The sequence below is a fragment of the Streptomyces sp. STR69 genome, assembly GCF_024519455.1.
Lineage (GTDB): Bacteria > Actinomycetota > Actinomycetes > Streptomycetales > Streptomycetaceae > Streptomyces.
In genome coordinates, this window is sequence record NZ_JALJRY010000003.1 from 58282 (window position 1) to 75866 (window position 17585).

Here is a 17585-nt window from a genome sequence, read left to right on the forward strand (position 1 = left end):
TTCGACCGGTTTTCGCCCTTGATCCGCCGGACAGGTCCTGGCTCCCCGGGGCTGGGGGTTCTCGTCCGCGCGGGACTGTGACGCACTAGGCTGGAACACAAGTGGCGTGGTTGTTCACTGTGAGTGCGCGCGATGGAGTGGCGACGATGAGACCGGTCTACCCGTTCGACGATGCCGCGACGGCGCGGGTTGTCATCGACGACGCGGGCACTCTGGTGGAGTGGAACGAAGGGGCACAGCGACTCCTCGGCCACACCGCGACCGAGGTCGTGGGCCGCCCGGCCGTACGGCTGCTGGCCGGTGGCGCCGGGGCCCTCCCGGTCCCCACCAGTGCCCGCTGGGACGGCACCGTCACGCTCTGGCACCAGGACGGCCGTGCCGTGCCGGTGTGGCTGCTGGCCCACCATCGGCACCCCCGGGACGGCGGGCCGGGCGACTGGCTCGTGGTGACACCCCTGGAGGGCGGCGGCCCGCACGCTGCCGAGGACCCCCTGGCGACCGCCGCGCTGACCCAGTCGCCGTGCGCCATCGCGGTCTACGACGAGCGGCTGCGGCTGAGCCGGGTCAACGACGCGATGGCCGAGGTGATCGGTCTGCCCGAGGAGCGCATCCAGGGCCTGCGGATCACCGAGATCGGCGGCAAGACACAGAGCGCGGAGCTGGAGCAGTACATGCTGCTCGTGCTCACCTCCGGCACCGCCCAGGACTTCCAGATCTACATGCGCACCGGCGGCGAGGACGCCGCGCACGCCTGGCTGGCCCGGATGGCGCCGATCACCGACGCCGAGGGACAGGTGCGGGGCGTGTGTCTGGCCGCGCACGACTTCACCGAGAACTACCTCGCGCGCGAGCGGCTGCAACTGGTCAACGAGGCGAGCGTCCGCATCGGCACCACCCTCGACGTCACCCGTACGGCCCAGGAGCTCGCGGATGTCTGCGTGCCGGCCCTGGCCGACTTCGTCAGCATCGACCTGCTGGACCCGCAGGAGCACGGCGGTGAACTCCCGAGCGCGATCACCGCACCGGTGCGACTGCGCCGTACCGCCCACCAGTCGGTGCAGCAGGGCAGCCCCGAGGCCGTCGCCAAGCCGGGCCAGTCGGACCTGTACCCCACCCAGTCCCCGCAGGCCGACGCGCTGGTGGCGGGCCGCACCCTGGTTGCCTCCGACCGGGCCCTCGAACTCTGGCTGGCCTGGGACAGGACCCGCACCAGGCGCGTCCAGGAGTACGGCATCCACTCCTCGATGGCGGTACCGATCCAGGCCCGCGGGGTCACCCTCGGCGTGGCGGTCCTCACCCGCTACCGGCGCATCGACCCGTTCACCGAGGACGACGTGCTGCTGGCCGAGGAGGTCACCGCCCGGGCCGCCGTCTGCATCGACAACGCCCGCCGCTTCTCCCGCGAACGCGAGACCGCGCTGGCCCTCCAACGCAGCCTGCTCCCCCGCAAACTGCCGCGCACGGCCGCCCTGGAGGCCGCCTCTCGCTATCTGCCCGCGGCGCGCGCCGGGGTCGGCGGCGACTGGTTCGATGTGATCCCGCTGTCCGGGATGCGGGTCGCCATGGTCGTCGGGGACGTCGTCGGCCACGGCATCCAGGCCTCCGCCACCATGGGCCGGCTGCGCACGGCCGTCCGCACCCTCGCCGACATCGACCTGGCCCCGGACGAACTGCTGACCCACCTCGACGACCTGGTCGTACGGCTGTCCGCGGAGGCCGGCGGCGAGGGCAACCCGGGTGAGGTCGGCGCGACCTGTCTGTACGCGGTGTACGACCCGGTGTCCCGGCGCTGCACACTGGCCCGGGCCGGGCATCCGCCGCCGATCATGATCCGGCCCGGCGGCCCGCCCGAGCACGTGGACCTGCCCGCCGGCCCGCCGCTCGGCCTGGGCGGACTGCCCTTCGAGTCGGCCGAGTTCGAGCTGCCCGAGGGCACCGTGCTCGCGCTGTACACCGACGGGCTGATCGAGAACCGCGACCGGGACCTCGACGACAGTCACCGGCTGCTGTTCGACGCGCTGTACGCCTCCTCGGACTCCCTGGACGAGACCTGCGACCGGATCCTGCACGCCGTACTCCCGCCCGGCGGTGCCGCCGACGACGTGGCCCTGCTGCTGGCCCGCACCCAGGGGCTGCCCGCCGAGCAGGTCGCCACCTGGGACATCCCGGCCGACCCGTCACTGGTCGCCCCGATCCGCAAGCAGGTCGTCGAACAGCTCGACACCTGGAACATGAGCGAGGCCGGGTTCACCGCCGAACTGGTGGTGAGTGAGCTGGTCACCAACGCCATCCGCTACGGCGCACACCCCATCCGGCTCCGGCTCATCCATGACGCGACCACGCTGATCTGCGAGGTCTCCGACACCAACCACACGGCCCCGCATCTGCGCCGCGCCAAGACCTGGGACGAGGGTGGGCGCGGGCTGCTGCTGGTCGCCCAGCTCACCCAGCGCTGGGGCAGCCGGCACACGGCCGACGGCAAGACGATCTGGGCGGAGCTGTCGCTCTTCGACGAGGGCTGAGCGTCAGGACAGGTCGGTCAGCCAGGGCCTGACCTGGCGGCGGGCCTCGTGCAGCCGGGACTTCAGCGTGCCGAGCGGGATGCCGAGGCGCTCGGCGATCTCGGCGTACTCCAGCTTGCAGATGTCCCGGTACACCAGCGGTTCGACCAGGTGCGGGGACTCCCGCTCAAGGCGCTCGATCGCCTCAAGGAGGTCGATCTTCGACCCGGCGATCACACTCGTGGTGCGCGGGTCGACATGCTGGGTGACATCGATCACGGCCGGCTGCTCGGCGGCCCGCCGCTTCAGCTCGCGGTACTTCTGCCGGGCGCCGTTGGCGACGACCGTGTAGAGCCAGGTGCTGAAGAGGCTGCGGCCCTCGAACGTGCCGATCTTCCGGGCGACTTGCAGCAGTACGTCCTGCGCGGCCTCCTCGGCGTCCTCCCGGCACGGCAGGAACCGCCCGCACCGCCTCACCACGTCGGGCTGGATCGACCTGAGCAGCGCGTCGAGTGCGGCCGTGTCACCGGCTGCCGCGCGCCTGGCCAGCTCCTCGGTCGGCGCCGTGTCGTGCACTGGATCCACTCCTCCGCCTCGATCTCCGAGCAGGCATGATAGTCCCATGCACTACGTCGAACAGATCGGCCGCTACCGCCTTGAACGCCGCCTGGGCAGCGGCGCGTTCGGCACGGTCTGGCTCGCGCACGACGACGAGCTCGAAGCCCCGGTGGCCGTGAAGGTCCTCGCCGACAACTGGGCGCACCGCATGGACATCCGCGAGCGCTTCCTCTCCGAGGCCCGGCTGCTGCGCAGGGCCGGTTCGAACCGGGTGGTGCAGGTCTACGACATCGGTGAACTGCCCGACGGACGGCCGTACTTCGTGATGGAGTACGCCGATGCCGGCACCTTCGCCGATCTGCTCGCCGCCGGTCCGCTGCCCGTGCCCGAGGTGCTGCGGCTGACCGCGCTGGCCGCCCGGGGTGCCGCCGCGCTGCACGAGGCGGGGATCGTGCACCGGGACATCAAGCCGACCAATGTGCTGCTGCGCACCGCCCCGGACGGCACCGCGCGGGTCCTGCTGGCCGACCTGGGCCTGGCGAAGAGCCTGGCGCAGGCCTCGGGTCTCACCCTGGCCGCGGGTTCGGCGGGCTATCAGCCGCCGGAGCAGGCGCAGCCCGGCTCGGGCATCGACGAGCGGGCCGATGTGTACAGCCTGGGCGCGCTCGGCTACGAGATGATCACCGGCACGGTCCCGGGGGCGCCCGGCCAGGTCGTACGGCCGGACCGGCTGCGGCCCGATCTCTCCCCCGAGGTGCAGCGGGCCCTGCTGCGGGCGCTGGAGCCCGACCGGGAGCGGCGCTGGCCGACGGCGCGGGCGTTCGCGGAGGAGCTGGAGCGGCTGGCCGCCGAGGCCGCCCCGGCGCACAAGCCGCACGGCCGGCACCGGGGAGTCGCGATGATGGCGGGACTGTTCGTCGTCGTGGCCGCCGGGACGGGCGTGGCGGTGCTGAACCTGCCGTCGTCGTCCGGGAGTTCGGTACTGACGGTCAAGGACAGCACCGGTCGGGTGGTGGTCGAGGTGCCGGGCGCGTGGGGCCGTCAGCTGCGCGACTCGGGCTGGGATCCGCACTCGATCGGACTGAGCGCCGGGCAGGAACCGGGGCTGGCCGTCGCCGACGACCTGGCGAAGTGGCCGGACCTCTCGGCGGACGTGAACGGCGTGTTCATCGGCCTGAGCGAGCACGGCAACGTGACGACCGAGGTGGACGGCATCGCCCACTCCGGCTGCCACTACGACGGCAGCCACGCCTACTCCAGCGCCACCTGGCGCGGCACGATCCGCACCTGGAGCGACTGCTCGGGCGGCACCGGCACCCTCTCGGAGACCGCGCTGCGCATGGTCGGCGCCACGGCGCAGCCGCAGGTGTACGTCCAGATACGGCAGCACAGCGGCGACGCGACCTCGCGGATACTCCGCTCGCTCCGGGTCACCTGATCCACTGTCGTAAGAAAGTCGTCGATCCCGCGAACCTTTCGGTGCGCACGCGCATCGGACCCCTGTGACAGCGCGCGAGGCGCTGTGGGGTGAACCACCAGGAGTGTTGAAGATGGCGAACACGTCCCAGTCCCTGCGCCGGGCGGCCCTGCTCGTGAGCGCGGTCGCCGTACTGGGCCTGACGACGGCCTGCGGCGACGGAAGCGGCACGGTGAGCAGCCCGCAGACCCAGTCGGGTACGGCCGCGCCCGCCGGCGGCGACCCCTCGGCCGACGGGTCCGGCACGGCGGTCTCCTCGTCGAGCGGCAGTGACACCGCCACCGGTTCGAACTCGGCCGCCACCCCGTCGGGTTCCGCCACGTCCACCTCGTCCGGCTCCGGCGTCACCAGCAGCAGCCGGTGCCACACCTCCGAGCTGAAGGCCACGGTGGGCGGCAACGACCCGGGGGCCGGGCAGGAGAACTTCCCGATCGTCCTCACCAACACCTCCGGCCGTACCTGCACGGTGCGCGGCTTTCCCGGCGCCGCGTTCCTGAACGCGTCCGGCACACAGCTGGGCGACGACCCGCAGCGCGAGACGAGCAGCACCGCCACCACGGTCACGCTGAAGCCCGGGCAGAGCGCCTGGGCGGGCCTGACCTTCTCCAACCCGGAGATCAGCGGCGCGAAGACGGCGACCCCCAGCTGGCTGGCGGTGACCCCGCCCGACGAGCAGGACACGCTGCACGTGAAGTGGACGAACGGCGCGGTGCCCGTGTCGGGCAACTCGTCGTCGGTGCGGCTGACGGTGTTCAGCGCGGGCACGGGCGCCTGATCGCGGGCTTGGCACCGGGGCCTGGTTACATGGGGCGGGCACCACTGCCCGCGTCCCGGAGGACCGTCCCCTGAACACCCCGCTCGCCGAAACCCTGTCCGTCGTCCTGCTCGTCGCCGTCCTCGTGTGGGCCGTCGTCCGTCCCTTCGGGTGGCCGGAGGCGGTGATGGCGGTCCCGGCCGCCGGGATCGCCGTGGCCACCGGGGCGATCTCGCTCGACCACGCGCGGGCCGAGGCCGAGCAGCTCGGGCCGGTGGTCGGGTTTCTGGCCGCGGTGCTGGTGCTGGCCCACTTCTGCGATGTGGAGGGCCTGTTCCGGGCCTGCGGGGCGTGGATGGCCGAGTGGGCGAAGGGCAGCCCGGGCCGGCTGCTGACGGCGGTGTTCGCGCTGGCCTCCGCGATCACTGCCGTACTCAGCCTCGACGCCACCATCGTGCTGCTGACGCCGGTCGTGTTCGCGACGGCGTCCCGGATGGGGGTCAGGCCCAAGCCGCACGTCTACGCCTGTACGCATCTGTCGAACACGGCCTCGCTGCTCCTGCCGGTCTCCAACCTCACGAACCTCCTCGCGTTCGCGGCGAGCGGTCTGAGCTTCACCAGGTTCGCCGGGCTGATGGCGCTGCCGTGGCTGGTGGCGATCGGCGCCGAGTACCTGGTGTTCCACAGGTTCTTCGCCCGCGATCTGTCGGCGGCAGCGCCCTCGCCGGCCTCCGGCGACACGCCCGGGCTGCCGGTGTTCGCGCTGGCGACGGTCGCCTGCACGCTCGCCGGGTTCGTACTGACCTCCGCGATCGGCATCGACCCGGCGTGGGCCGCGCTGGCGGGGGCGCTCGTCCTCGCCGGCCGGGCGCTGCTACGACGGCAGGCGACCCCGCTGACGGTCGTGCGGGCCGCCGCGCCGTCCTTCCTGGCGTTCGTGCTGGCGCTCGGGATCGTGGTGCGGGCGGTGGTGGACAACGGGCTTTCCGACGCGCTCGGGCACCTGCTGCCCGGCGGGACCGGGATCGCGGCCCTGCTCGGGATCGCCGCGCTGGCCGCCGTACTGGCGAATCTCATCAACAACCTGCCGGCCGTGCTGGTTCTGCTGCCGCTGACCGCGCAGTCCGGGCCGGGGGCCGTGCTCGCCGTGCTGCTCGGGGTGAACATCGGGCCGAACCTGACCTACGCCGGGTCGCTCGCGACGCTGCTGTGGCGGCGGATCGTGCATCAGCACGAACACGGCGTGGATCTCAAGGAGTTCACGAAGCTGGGGCTGCTCGCCGTGCCGTCGGCGCTGGTCCCCGCGACGGTGGCACTGTGGGTGTCGCTCCAGGTTCTCTGACACCGAGGGAGACCGAATGCGTGTGATCGCCTGGCTGGTCGAGGGCACCTGGCCCGCCTGTGTGGACGCCGTACGGACGCATGCGCCGGAGGATTCCGAGGTGGTGCTGCTGCATGTCAGCGGCCCCGATGTGCCCGGTCTCGCGCACGGGGCGTTCGCGGGGCTGCTCGGGCGGGGTGGTCCGGCGCGTGATCCGGGGACCCGGCTGGAGGATCTGGGCAGCACGTCCGCGGCGGAGCTGCTGGACGCGGCGGCCGAGCGGCTCGGGCGGCCGTGCGAACGGGTGGAGCGGGCCGGGCGGGTGGAGCGGGAGGTGGTGGCCGCCGCCGGAGACGCGGATCTGCTGGTGCTGGCCCGCGACGGCGACCGGGCCCGGCTCGGCCCGCACAGTCTCGGGCCCGCCGTCCGGTTCGCCGTCGATCACGCGCCCTGTCCGGTACTGCTGGTGTGGCCGGAGGCGGCGCCGGGCATCTCGACCCTGCCGCCTCCACCACCGCCGCACCACTGAGGTTCAGTGGCCGCCGTAGTAGCCGCCGCCGTACCCGCCCCCGCCGTATCCGCCGCCTCCGGACCAACCGCCCTGGCCGCCGCCCGAGCAGTAGGACGGGTAGTAGCCGCAGTAGGCGGTCGGCGCGGATGTCGTGGGCGTGGACTGCGGCGTCGACGCGCTCGGCGTCGGGGTGGGTGTGGCCTTCGGGGTGGGCGTAGCCGTCGGGGACGCCTTCTTGGTGGTGGCGGCCGGCGAGTCGGTGCTGTCGGTGTCCCAGTTGACGACCTGCATCTGCGGGTCGGCCTTCGAGGTGTCGAAGACCCAGCGCTGCGCCGTGTCGTCCGCCCGCGTCTTCAGGACGAGCGCACCGCCGCCGTCCGTGGAGGCGGGGGTCAGTGCCTGGTCCTGGTTCCAGCGCGGTACGAGGATGCCCTGAAGCGTGAAGTCGTAGCGGATGTTCTTCGCTGTCGCCGAGGACGTGCCCGTGCAGGGGGCGAGCTGTACCTCGTAGGCGAGGTGCGAGTCGAGGCACAGGCCGGGGTCCACGGTGCTGCGCAGCTGTCCGTCGGTCTCGTACGACCACTGCTGGCCGGCCGACGACGAGCAGGTCTGCAGTTCGGCCTCGGCGCCCTTGAGGGGCTTGTTGCCCACGATGCCGATGCACAGGCCGGAGTCCACGTTGTGCAGCCGGCCGCTGAGTGTGCCCTGCGTGGTGTCGTTGGCGCCGACCCAGGAGGGGTTGGCGGACTCCTTGCCTGCGCCGGAGGCGCCGGTGGCCTGGTTCTCGGTCGTGCTCTTGGCACCGCCGGAGCCGCCGGCGGACCACAGGACGAGCGGGAGGACGACCAGTCCGCTCACGGTCAGCACGGCCGCGGTGAGGTTGCGGCGGCGGACGCGGCGGGCCGCCTTGTGGGCCGTTCTGAGTTCGCCGCGGCGCGGGCCGGAGCGCAGGGCGAGTTCGGTGGGGGCGGACGACACCTGGGCGGGCAGGTTGCGGCTGCCGGCCCTGACCTCCAGGTAGGCGCGTGCGCCCCAGCCGAGAACCGCTTCGGCGAGCGCCACGCCGAGTCCGGCGTTGAACTGGTTCAGCTGGTCGGCGGTGTGCCGGCAGTGCTTGCACACCGTGAGGTGCATACCGAGGTCCGGGTCGACCTCCGCGCCGCCGCGCCGGAAGGTGACGTCCAGGAGCCGGATGTAGAGCTGGCACTCGTCGTCGTGGGCGAGTTCGCGGTGGACCAGGAGGCATTCCTCGCGCAACCGCACGACGGCGCGCCCGAGTTCGATGCGGGCGCCCTCCTCGTCGAGTCCGACGAGTCCGGCGGCTATCGCGGCCGGCTCGGACTCCACCTCCAGGTGCCACAGCAGGGTGCGAGCGGTCTGGGGCAGCCGCTGGAACGCCCGGGAGAGCAGGCGCCGTTCGGGCACGGGGAGCAGCCGGGCCGCGACGCGGTCGCCGTCGCCGGCCGCCGAGCGCAGGTCGGGGTGGAGCATTTCCTGGCGGCGGTCGGTGTCCCATTCCGCGGCGATACGGCGGACGGTGACGAGCACCTGGGGCCGCCAGGCCGCGGTCGGTCCGGACTGCCGCAGGGATTCTCCGAAGAGCCGGGTGAAAGCGGCCGTGGTGAGCATTCCGGCGTGGTGCGGCCCGTCGGTGCACAGCCCCGCATAGGCGAAGGCGGCTTCCCAGTGCCGGTCCAGCAGTTCGCCGACCGGTTGCAGCGCTGGCGTCGTCCCCGTCCACTTCTTCAGCTCGGCGCTGAGCTGCTCGTCGGTCACTTCGAAGTGGTGAGCGGAAGTCGGGGAATTCGAGGGACCTGGGTCCGTCACGGCTGCATTCCTCCAGGTGAAACGCGGAATATAGTCCATACCGGCGGGTATGCGACTGCGCCGACGAGCCGACAGGGTCCGCCCGTCCGATTGATGGCAACTCCAACATCCGCCTGGGGCAGCTCTTTTGAAGCAAGGGGAGTGGCGTACGGGAGCGGCCTCGTGCGTGCAGAGGGGAATCATCGAATGTCCGCACGCCGACAGGCACACCTTTGCACAGGTCAGCGAGACGGAACAAGGTCTTCCTCGGTTTTGTGCATTGCGTTCCGGCACCCTTCATTTGACGATTCGTCAAAGGGATCCGCCATGGGATTGCCACCGTATCCACACGGGAAATCCCAAAACCATTGGCCGGAGGCAGCCGGGCGTGTGCGGCACAGCGGTCGGGCACACCGTCCCTCCTCCCGTCTTCCCAGGTCATGTTCGAGCCACCGGGCCCATTGCCCGACCGGACGGCGTCGCCACGGGAGTTGACACCTGCCACCCCCGCACCGATGAGAGCGCTCACGACCAACCAATAGGCGGGCGCCCGGCCGCCTGACACTGTGGTGGTGACACCACACCAAGGAGGTCCCGCATGACAGCCACGGACATCGGCGCGTTCGAGGAGGACGGGTTCACGGTCGCGCGCGGATTGTTCAGTCACGAGGAAATCGACCGGCTCTGCGCCCGGTTCACGGCACTGCACGCGGCAGGTCCGGTACCCGGCCACTTCGCGCCACGCCCGAGCGGCGATCCCCTGCTCGCCTACCCCCGGGTGATGCACCCGCACGAGATCGACGACCTCGCCCTGCGCTTCCTCCTGGACGCGCGACTGCGGGACATCCTGGAATCCCTGTTCGGCGAAGAGGTGCTGGCCGCACAGAGCATGTTCTATTTCAAGCCGCCGGGGGCCCGGGGCCAGGCGCTGCACCAGGACAACTTCTATCTGCGGGCCGAGCCCGGCACCTGCGTGGCCGCGTGGATCGCCTGCGACGAGATCGACCGGGACAACGGCGGCCTGGAGGTCGTGCCCGGCACCCATCGCATGGACGTGTTCTGCCCGGAGGAGGCGGATCCCGGCGTGTCCTTCGCCCGCGAGTACGTTCCCCCGCCGCCCGGGCTCTCGGCGGTGCCGGTCGACATGGCACCCGGGGACGTCCTGTTCTTCAACGGCAGCCTGGTGCACGGCTCGCAGCCCAATCTCAGCGCGGACCGCTTCCGCCGTTCGTTCATCGGGCACTACGTGGGCCGCTCGGCCGACCGGATCGGGAGTTTCTACCGCACGATCACGATGAGCGGCGAACGGGTACCGCTCGCGGAGAGCGCCGGAGCGGGGCTGTGCGGCACGGAGTTCGCACCGCACGGCCCGCACTGACGCCTCTCATCAACTCAGCCTGCAAACAGGCATGTTGACGATGCGTCAGGAATGACCGCTGATCGCGTGCGGAGCGTAGGGCTGCTCCAGTTCCTCGATCTCCTTGTCGCTCAGCTCCAGTTCCACGGCGGCGACGGCGTCCTCGATGTGCTGCGGCTTGGCCGCGCCGACGATCGGTGCGGCCACCGTGCCCTGGTGCAGCAGCCAGGCGAGGGCGACCTGGGCGCGCGGGACACCTCGGTCGCCGGCGATCCGGGTGACCGCCTCGACGATGGTCCGGTCGCCGTCCTGGTAGAGGCGGGTGCCGAAGTTGTCGGTGCTGCTGCGCTCGGTGGTGGTGCCCCAGTCCCGGGTGAGGCGGCCCCGCGCCAGCGGGCTCCAGGGCAGCACACCGACACCCTGGTCCGCGCAGAGCGGCAGCATCTCGCGCTCCTCCTCGCGGTAGAGGAGGTTGTAGTGGTTCTGCATGGACACGAACTTGGTCCAGCCGTTCCGCTCCGCGATGTGCTGGTGCTTGGCGAACTGCCAGGCGAACATCGAACTCGCCCCGATGTAGCGGACCTTGCCCGCCTTCACCAGGTCGTGCAGCGCCTCCATCGTCTCCTCGACGGGGGTGTGCGGGTCGGCGCGGTGGATCTGGTACAGGTCGACGTAGTCGGTGCCGAGGCGTTCGAGGCTGTGGTCGATCTCCGCCATGATCGCCTTGCGGGACAGTCCGGCGCCGTTGGGTCCCGGGTGCGTCCGGCCGTGCACCTTGGTGGCGAGCACGACCTCGTCACGGCGGGCGAAGTCGCGCAGTGCCCGGCCGGTGATCTCCTCACTCGTGCCGTCGGAGTAGACGTTCGCCGTGTCGAGGAAGTTGATCCCGGCCTCCAGCGCCTGCCGGATCAGCGGGCGCGACGCCTCCTCGTCGAGGGTCCACTCGTGGGTGCCGCGGTCCGGAAGTCCGTAGGTCATGCAGCCCAGAGAGATCCGCGAGACGTCCAGGCCGGTCGAACCGAGCTTCACGTACTGCATCGTTGCTGCTCCTGCCTTCGAGTTCGGTACCGCTCTGGAGCGTACGACTTCGTGGGTGCTCGAAGTCGGGCACGTACGCGGCCCTCGGGCACCGACCGGCGTCCGGCGTTGGTGTGACCGACCCCGGCCGCCCGGCGTGGGAGCGGTCGGGCGGTCCGCGGGGGTGCGCATTCTCGGTCCGGACGACCGGCGCCCGGCCGGTCGTGGCCGTACGGGAGGAACGCGGTGCCGAGACGTTGGACCAGACCGAGGATCCTGCTGGGGGCGGCCGTGCTGCCGCTGGCCCTGGTGTCGCCCGCGTGGGGTGACACCGACCCGGCGCCGCCCCCGCCCGAGCCGCCGTCGACGCTCTGCGCGCCCGCGGGCACCCTGCACGGCGCGCACGGAGCGCATGCCGTGGTCAGCCTGTGCGCGGGCAGCGGCACCCCGACCATGGCGGTCTCGGCGCCCGCGACCTGTCGGCAGCTCCGGGCCACCGTCCACTTCGCGTGCCGTACCTCGGGCACCTGGACCGCGCAGCGTGCCGGTGAGACGGTCGCGTCCGGGACGCTGCCCGGGTCGGGGCAGTATCCGGGGCCGGGGACGTACGACTTCACGGCCACCGTGCACGTCCGCTCGATGCCCGAGGGAGTGGATGTGCAGGGCACGGTCCGCGCGACGCTCACGCTGACCGCGCCGAGGCCGAAGGCTACGCACGGCATCGAGGTCGACCGGAGCGCGCTGGCGCCGAACTCCGTGACGACGCTGACGTACACGGTCCGGCGGAACAGCGACGAGGGCGACGGCAGCGCGCGGTTCGGGCTCATCGCGGAGGAGGGCACGGGGGCGGAGCTGACCACGACCGACGCCCGTTGCGTCAACCCGCTGATCGGCCGCCACCCCGCGCAGGACCGGCTCCCGCACGCCCTGGACTGCGCACTCACCGATCTCCAGCCGGGGCACCCGGACACCGTAGTGGTCCAGGTCGCCCTCAAGTCCCGCTGTTCCACGGTGGTTTCGAAGCTGGGCTACTGGATGCCCCAGGGCCAGACGCTCTACACCGGGGGCATGCTGGCGGGGCCGACCGTGACCTGCGCCTAGAGCAGGTCCAGCGCCTTCGCCCAGCCGAACTCCGGCCGCCCGCCGTCCTCTTGGGCCGCGCCGGAGTACGGCTCCCCGAAGCGGACGCCCATCTCGCGCAATCGGGCCAGGCTCGCCCGGTAGGCGGGATGGGCGGCCAACGCGTCGCCCACACAAGGGAGTACGACGGTCGGGACACCGAGGCCGTACGCCTCACAGAGGGTACCGAGGGCGAGGGTGTCCGCCGTACCTGACGCCCATTTGTTGATCGTGTTGAAGGTGGCGGGCGCGACGATCACGGCGTCCGGGGGCGGAAACGGGCGGGGATCCCCGGGAGTTCGCCACGCCGAACGGATCGGGCGGCCGGTCTGCGCCTCGACGGCGGCCGTGTCGAAGAACCCGCCCATCGCGACCGGTGTCGCGAAGACCCCGACCTCCCAGTCCCGCTCCTGCGCGGCGGTGATCAGCGTGCCGACGTCCACGGCTATGCCGGCGGCGCAGACGACGACGTAGAGGAAGGGTTTCGAGTCCTGTGCGGTCATCCGGGGAGCCTAGGCGCCTACTGAAGCGGGAAGGAACGCCCCCGCTCCGCCTCCGGCCGCGTGCCGAAGATCCGGCGCTCCTTCTCCTCGATGGCCAGGTCGTTGATGCTCGCCTCGCGCCGGGTCATCAGGCCGTGCTCGTCGAACTCCCACAGCTCGTTGCCGTACGACCGCCACCACTGTCCGTCGGCGTCCCGGCACTCGTACTGGAAGCGGACCGCGATGCGGTTGCCGTCGTAGGCCCACAGGTCCTTGCGCAGGGCGTAATCGAGCTCGCGCGCCCACTTGGCGGTGAGGAGTTCGGCGATCTCGGCGCGGCCGGTGACGAAGGTGTCGCGGTTGCGCCAGACGGAGTCCTCCGAATAGGCGAGCGCGACTCGTTGCGGGTCACGGGTGTTCCAGGCGTCCTCGGCGGCCTGCACCTTCTGCGCCGCGGTCTCACGGGTGAAGGGTGGGAGGGGCGGGCGGTCGGCCATGGTCGTCTCCAGAGCGGGGAAAGGGCGAGAACGTGCGTTCTCCGAATGACTGCTAACGTAGAGAACGGTCGTTCTCGCGTCAAGGAGGGGTTGTTCGATGGACAGCGCAGTCGCCCGGGAACAGGCACTGGACGCCGCCGAGAAACTGTTCTACGGCCGGGGCATACAGGCCGTCGGCATGGACGCCGTCCGCACCGCCTCCGGGCTCTCCCTCAAGCGGCTCTACCAACTCTTCCCGGCGAAGGAGCAGTTGGTGGAGGCGTATCTCGAACGGCGTGACCTGCGCTGGCGCGGACGCCTCGCCGAGCACGTCGAGCGGCACGATGATCCACGGGAGCGAATTCCGGCCGTCTTCGACTGGCTGGAGGAGTGGTTCGGCGAGGCAGACTTCCGGGGCTGCGCATGGATCAACTCCTACGGCGAGCTCGGCGCGACCTCGGAGCGAGTGGTGGCCCAAGTCCGGGCGCACAAGCGGGAGTTCCGCGACTATCTGGCCGGTCTCGTGGCGGCTGCCGAGCTGCCCGCCGTACTGACCGGGCAGGTGTTCCTGCTGGCCGAGGGGGCCATGGTCACGGCGGGCATCACCGGGAGCGCGGACCCGGCGGCGGAGGCCCGCGAGGCGGTCCGGTCGCTGCTGCGGGCCGCCTGAGGTCAGGCGACGGCGAGGGTCGTGAGCGTGGCGTCCCGGCCGAGCCGCGCGGGGCCCGGGGCGGTCGCCGAGGGGACGGTACTACTGCGCGGCCGGGCCCGGAGCGACCACGATGCCCTCGTCGATGGGGACGTGGGCATCGTGGTCGCTCCGGGCTGACGGCTGCTGCCGGCACTCCGGGGGACCGTCGAGGGCGGGTGGGTCGCGGCGTACGAGGTGATCGCGGACCGGGGGCGGCTGCGAGGTGGCGGTGTTGGCGGCGGGAGCTTGATCACCTCGTACGGGAGACCCTGCTCAGGCCGTCGAGTCGGTCACCGCCGTGTCGTTCATCGCCGTATCGGTCACCGTGATCGCGGTGACCGGGCAGGCGCGGGCCGCCTCGCGGAGCATCGGGTCGCCGGCGCCGTCCTCCTTTCCGGGCAGTACCGTGCTGTAGCCGTCGTCGTCCTGGGTGAACACGCCCGGGGCGGCCAGGGCGCACTGGCCCGCCCCGATGCAGAGGTCCTTGTCGATGTGGATTTCGGTGTGCATGGAGCGCAGCCTCTTACCAGGTCACGGGGAGTTCCAGCATCCCCTGGATCGTGTCGCCCGGTTTGAAGGGGATCTCCTCCGCCGGTGCGGCCAGGCGCAGCGTGGGCAGCCGGTCGAAGAGGCTGCGCAGGGCGATCTCCAGTTCGGCACGGGCCAGGTTCTGGCCGAGGCACTGGTGGATGCCGAAGCCGAACGCGATGTGGTGGCGGGCGGGCCGGTGCCAGTCCAAGGCGTCCGGGGCGGAGTAGACGGCCTCGTCGCGGTTGACGACCGAGGTCGAGAAGAGCACTCCCTCGCCGGCCCGGATCGTCACGCCGTCCAGTTCGATGTCCTCGACGGCCAGCCGCATCAGACCGTCCACGATCGACAGCGACCGCATCAGCTCCTCGACCACGTCCGGCAACAGCCGTGGATCGGCCCGCAGTTCGGCCAGCCGCTCGGAATGCCGCAGCAGCGTGAATGTGCCGAGGGAGATCATGTTGGCGGTCGTCTCGTGCCCCGCGACCAGGAGGACGAGGCCGAGGGCGGCCAACTCGGCGCGGTCCAGGGCTCCTTCGTTCAGCTGGTCGCGGACGAGGTCGTCCAGCAGCCCTTCACCCGGTTCCCGCTGCTTGCGGTCGATCAACTCGCCCAGATAGTCGTCGAGTCGAGCGCGTGCGTCCTGGCTGTCCTCGGGCCGGGGACCGCGCAGCAGGCGCCGGGACTGCGCCTCGAAGAACTCGTGGTCGGCGTACGGGACGCCGAGCAGCGCGCAGATCACCATCGAGGGCACGGGCAGCGCGAACGCGGGCACCAGGTCGGCGGGCCCGCCCCGGGCGATCATCGCGTCGAGCCGTTCGTCGACGATCCGCTGGATGTCGGGCCGCATCGCCGTGGCGCGTTTGACGGTGAAGCCGGGGATCATCATGCGGCGCTGGGTGCGGTGCTTGGGGTCGTCGACACCGACCAGTGCGGCCGTCCGGTTCCGGAACGCCGCGAAGCGCGGGGTGGTGGCGGGGAAGCCGGGGCGGGTCCGGTCGGAGGAGAGGCGCTGGTCGGCCAGCAGTGCGCGGGCGGTGGCGTGGCCGGTGACCAGCCAGGCCGGGCTGCCGTCGTAGAGGGTGACGCGAGTCAGCGGACGGTCGGCGCGCAGGGGGTCGTAGCCGGTGGGCGGGTGGTAGGGACAGGTACGGCTCTGGGGGAAGGCGACGGGTTCGGTCAGGTCGGTCGGAGCTGTCAGATCCGTCAGATCCGTCATGGAAGACCTCGCAGACGAAGAGAGCGTCGTGCCGATCTTCATTAGATGCCCGAGGCACCTATGGAGCCACCTCAAGTTCGGCCAGATCGGTGGTCCCTACCATCTGGCTGAACCTGACGGTCCGGTTCACACGGCCCCGTCCTCGTACTTGCGGTGACGAACGATCAGCCCCTCCCGGACGGTCAGGTGCAGGGCGAACCTGGCGCGATACGGCTGTCCGGTGGACCCGACGGTCAGCCGGATCTCGCCAGCGTCGGCGCGATTGCCTCCGACGTCATCGCCCGATGGAGGGGGCGTGGCCGAAGAGAGTCGCGGTGTGGATGAATCGCGCGCCCGCTGGTGTTGAATCTGGGTGCGAGACAGTCGTAGAACGCGAGATGGGACGGATGCCATGCCTCTTGAGGGCGAGTACGAACCCAGCCCGACGCAGTGGGTGCGCGACCAGGTGGAGCTGTACGAGAGCTCCGGTGGCACCAAGGGGACGACCTTGATGGACACGGGTCTGGCCGTCATCCTGTTGACGACCGTGGGTGCCAAGAGCGGGAAGATCCGGAAGACCCCGCTGATGCGTGTCGAGCACGACGGACGGTATGCCGTCGTCGCCTCGCAGGGCGGCGCGCCCAAGCATCCCGTCTGGTACTTCAACATCCAGGCCGACCCCCGGGTGGAACTTCAGGACGGCCCGCAGAAGTGGGACCTGACGGCCCGCGAGGTCACCGGCGACGAGAAGGCGGAGTGGTGGGAGCGGGCGGTCGCCGCGTATCCCCCGTACGCCGAGTACCAGACGAAGACGGACCGGCAGATCCCCGTCTTCGTCCTCGAACCGGCCGACGAGAGCTGACGCCGGGAGCGGTTCCGCGTCCGCCGAGAATTTTCTTGTTCCGAGGCGCATGAACCGGTGCCCGCCGGGCAACCGACGTTCAGGCCCCGCCGCGCTCCCCCGTCGCGGCGGGGCTTTCCGCTGCCCGCCGGTCCCTCTTCCGAAGCCCCGGTTTCAATGGCACCGTCGGGGTGCCGACCGGCACGTTCGCAGAAGGAGACCCGCGTGGCCAAGAGCAAGAAGTTGAAACTCCCCCTCGTCTACCAGCCCGTCGGCCTGGTCCTGGGCATAGTGAGCGGCGCCCTCGCGGGCCGCGCCTTCCGCGCCGCCTGGAAGGCGATACGGCACGAGGAGGACGCCCCCGACCCGCTGGACCGGAACCGCGGCTGGGGCGAGATCCTGTTCGCCGCCGCGCTCCAGGGCGCCCTGTTCGCGGTGGCACGCAGCGCGGCCGACCGTACCGGCGCGAAGGCCATCGAGCGTTCGACCGGTGTCTGGCCGGCGAAGGACAAGGGTGGCCGGGAGTAAGGGAGTTGAGGGGCCTCAGCCCTGTTCGGACGTCGTCGGCGGTACCAGGCGCAGGGTGAAGGAGTGGCCGGCCGGGTCCGCGTAGACACGCTCCTGGTACGGGCCCGGCATGTCCTTCGTCTCCAGCGCGCGTCCGCCGAGGCCAATGATCCTGCGCTCCGCCTCGTCCAGGTCCTCCACCAGGAAGTCCAGGTGGACCTGCTGGTTGTTCTCGGCGCGGGGCCAGCTCGCCGGGGTGGCGCCGGCGTCGCGGCGGAACGCCAGCCGGGTGCCGTCGGCGCCCCTGATCTCCACCTGGTCGACCGAGATGTCCGTCTGTTCGCCGTCCAGCAACTCCGTGTAGAACACGGCGAGTTTCTCCGGCTCGACAGCGTCGAGCACCACGAGTCCAGCGTTCACGAGTGCCATGTGTCCTCCGAG

General features: G+C 71.3%; 19 protein-coding genes and 1 pseudogene. 10 read left to right on the forward strand and 10 right to left on the reverse strand.

The features are described 5' to 3' along the window. Positions 1–146 precede the first annotated feature (146 nt). Positions 147–2522 (forward strand): SpoIIE family protein phosphatase, encoded by a 2376-nt coding sequence (locus OC490_RS06480; RefSeq protein ID WP_262056844.1) that lies wholly within the window; start codon positions 147–149, stop codon positions 2520–2522. A 3-nt stretch (positions 2523–2525) separates the two neighbouring features. Here OC490_RS06480 and OC490_RS06485 read toward each other — a convergent pair whose 3' ends face one another. After that, positions 2526–3077 (reverse strand): RNA polymerase sigma factor, encoded by a 552-nt coding sequence (locus OC490_RS06485; RefSeq protein ID WP_262056845.1) that lies wholly within the window; start codon positions 3075–3077, stop codon positions 2526–2528. 46 nt (positions 3078–3123) lie between these two features. Between OC490_RS06485 and OC490_RS06490 the strand changes: the two genes are divergently transcribed. From OC490_RS06490 to OC490_RS06505, 4 genes are all read left to right on the forward strand, one after another. Next, positions 3124–4497, forward strand: coding sequence for a serine/threonine-protein kinase (locus OC490_RS06490; protein WP_262056846.1), 1374 nt, complete (start codon positions 3124–3126; stop codon positions 4495–4497). A gap of 112 nt (positions 4498–4609) precedes the next feature. Next, on the forward strand, positions 4610–5311 hold the full coding sequence (locus OC490_RS06495) for a DUF4232 domain-containing protein (RefSeq protein ID WP_262056847.1): 702 nt from the start codon (positions 4610–4612) through the stop codon (positions 5309–5311). Positions 5312–5381: 70 nt separating this feature from the next. Continuing rightward, positions 5382–6632 carry an arsenic transporter gene (locus tag OC490_RS06500; RefSeq protein ID WP_262057184.1) on the forward strand — a complete coding sequence of 417 codons (1251 nt, stop codon included), beginning with the start codon at positions 5382–5384 and terminating at the stop codon, positions 6630–6632. A 16-nt stretch (positions 6633–6648) separates the two neighbouring features. Continuing rightward, positions 6649–7140, forward strand: coding sequence for a universal stress protein (locus OC490_RS06505; RefSeq protein WP_262056848.1), 492 nt, complete (start codon positions 6649–6651; stop codon positions 7138–7140). 3 nt (positions 7141–7143) lie between these two features. On the opposite strand, the gene OC490_RS06510 is transcribed toward OC490_RS06505, so the two are convergent. Next, on the reverse strand, positions 7144–8949 hold the full coding sequence (locus OC490_RS06510) for a ricin-type beta-trefoil lectin domain protein (RefSeq protein ID WP_410098585.1): 1806 nt from the start codon (positions 8947–8949) through the stop codon (positions 7144–7146). A 577-nt stretch (positions 8950–9526) separates the two neighbouring features. Here OC490_RS06510 and OC490_RS06515 point away from each other — a divergent pair. Continuing rightward, positions 9527–10306 (forward strand): phytanoyl-CoA dioxygenase family protein, encoded by a 780-nt coding sequence (locus OC490_RS06515; RefSeq protein ID WP_262056850.1) that lies wholly within the window; start codon positions 9527–9529, stop codon positions 10304–10306. A gap of 45 nt (positions 10307–10351) precedes the next feature. On the opposite strand, the gene OC490_RS06520 is transcribed toward OC490_RS06515, so the two are convergent. Further along, positions 10352–11323 carry an aldo/keto reductase gene (locus OC490_RS06520; protein WP_262056851.1) on the reverse strand — a complete coding sequence of 324 codons (972 nt, stop codon included), beginning with the start codon at positions 11321–11323 and terminating at the stop codon, positions 10352–10354. 225 nt (positions 11324–11548) lie between these two features. Between OC490_RS06520 and OC490_RS06525 the strand changes: the two genes are divergently transcribed. Further along, positions 11549–12403 carry a hypothetical protein gene (locus OC490_RS06525; protein WP_262056852.1) on the forward strand — a complete coding sequence of 285 codons (855 nt, stop codon included), beginning with the start codon at positions 11549–11551 and terminating at the stop codon, positions 12401–12403. Here the strand turns inward: OC490_RS06525 and OC490_RS06530 are convergent. Beyond that, a complete protein-coding gene (locus OC490_RS06530; RefSeq protein ID WP_262056853.1) occupies positions 12400–12924 on the reverse strand; it encodes a flavoprotein in 525 nt (174 codons plus the stop codon). The genes OC490_RS06525 and OC490_RS06530 overlap by 4 nt on opposite strands. A gap of 17 nt (positions 12925–12941) precedes the next feature. Then, complete coding sequence (locus OC490_RS06535) at positions 12942–13400, reverse strand: nuclear transport factor 2 family protein (protein WP_262056854.1); 459 nt, start codon at positions 13398–13400, stop codon at positions 12942–12944. A gap of 97 nt (positions 13401–13497) precedes the next feature. On the opposite strand from OC490_RS06535, the gene OC490_RS06540 reads away from it, so the two are divergent. Next, a complete protein-coding gene (locus tag OC490_RS06540; protein ID WP_262056855.1) occupies positions 13498–14049 on the forward strand; it encodes a TetR/AcrR family transcriptional regulator in 552 nt (183 codons plus the stop codon). Positions 14050–14051: 2 nt separating this feature from the next. On the opposite strand, the gene OC490_RS06545 is transcribed toward OC490_RS06540, so the two are convergent. The 4 genes and pseudogenes from OC490_RS06545 to OC490_RS06560 form a co-directional block, all read right to left on the reverse strand. After that, positions 14052–14189 carry a hypothetical protein gene (locus tag OC490_RS06545; protein WP_262056856.1) on the reverse strand — a complete coding sequence of 46 codons (138 nt, stop codon included), beginning with the start codon at positions 14187–14189 and terminating at the stop codon, positions 14052–14054. Positions 14190–14343: 154 nt separating this feature from the next. Then, the gene (locus OC490_RS06550) at positions 14344–14580 is read right to left on the reverse strand and encodes a ferredoxin (RefSeq protein WP_262056857.1); all 237 of its coding nucleotides are present in this window, start codon (positions 14578–14580) and stop codon (positions 14344–14346) included. Positions 14581–14593: 13 nt separating this feature from the next. Continuing rightward, positions 14594–15817 (reverse strand): cytochrome P450, encoded by a 1224-nt coding sequence (locus OC490_RS06555; protein ID WP_262056858.1) that lies wholly within the window; start codon positions 15815–15817, stop codon positions 14594–14596. Between the two features lie 126 nt (positions 15818–15943). Then, positions 15944–16069: pseudogene (locus OC490_RS06560) on the reverse strand (ketosteroid isomerase); the annotation flags it as partial. A gap of 139 nt (positions 16070–16208) precedes the next feature. Between OC490_RS06560 and OC490_RS06565 the strand changes: the two are divergent. After that, the gene (locus tag OC490_RS06565; RefSeq protein WP_262056859.1) at positions 16209–16658 is read left to right on the forward strand and encodes a nitroreductase family deazaflavin-dependent oxidoreductase; all 450 of its coding nucleotides are present in this window, start codon (positions 16209–16211) and stop codon (positions 16656–16658) included. A gap of 204 nt (positions 16659–16862) precedes the next feature. Continuing rightward, positions 16863–17165, forward strand: coding sequence for a DUF4235 domain-containing protein (locus OC490_RS06570; RefSeq protein WP_262056860.1), 303 nt, complete (start codon positions 16863–16865; stop codon positions 17163–17165). Between the two features lie 15 nt (positions 17166–17180). On the opposite strand, the gene OC490_RS06575 is transcribed toward OC490_RS06570, so the two are convergent. After that, entirely contained in the window at positions 17181–17573 is a 393-nt protein-coding gene (locus OC490_RS06575) for a VOC family protein (RefSeq protein ID WP_262056861.1), read from the reverse strand. Positions 17574–17585: the final 12 nt, after the last annotated feature.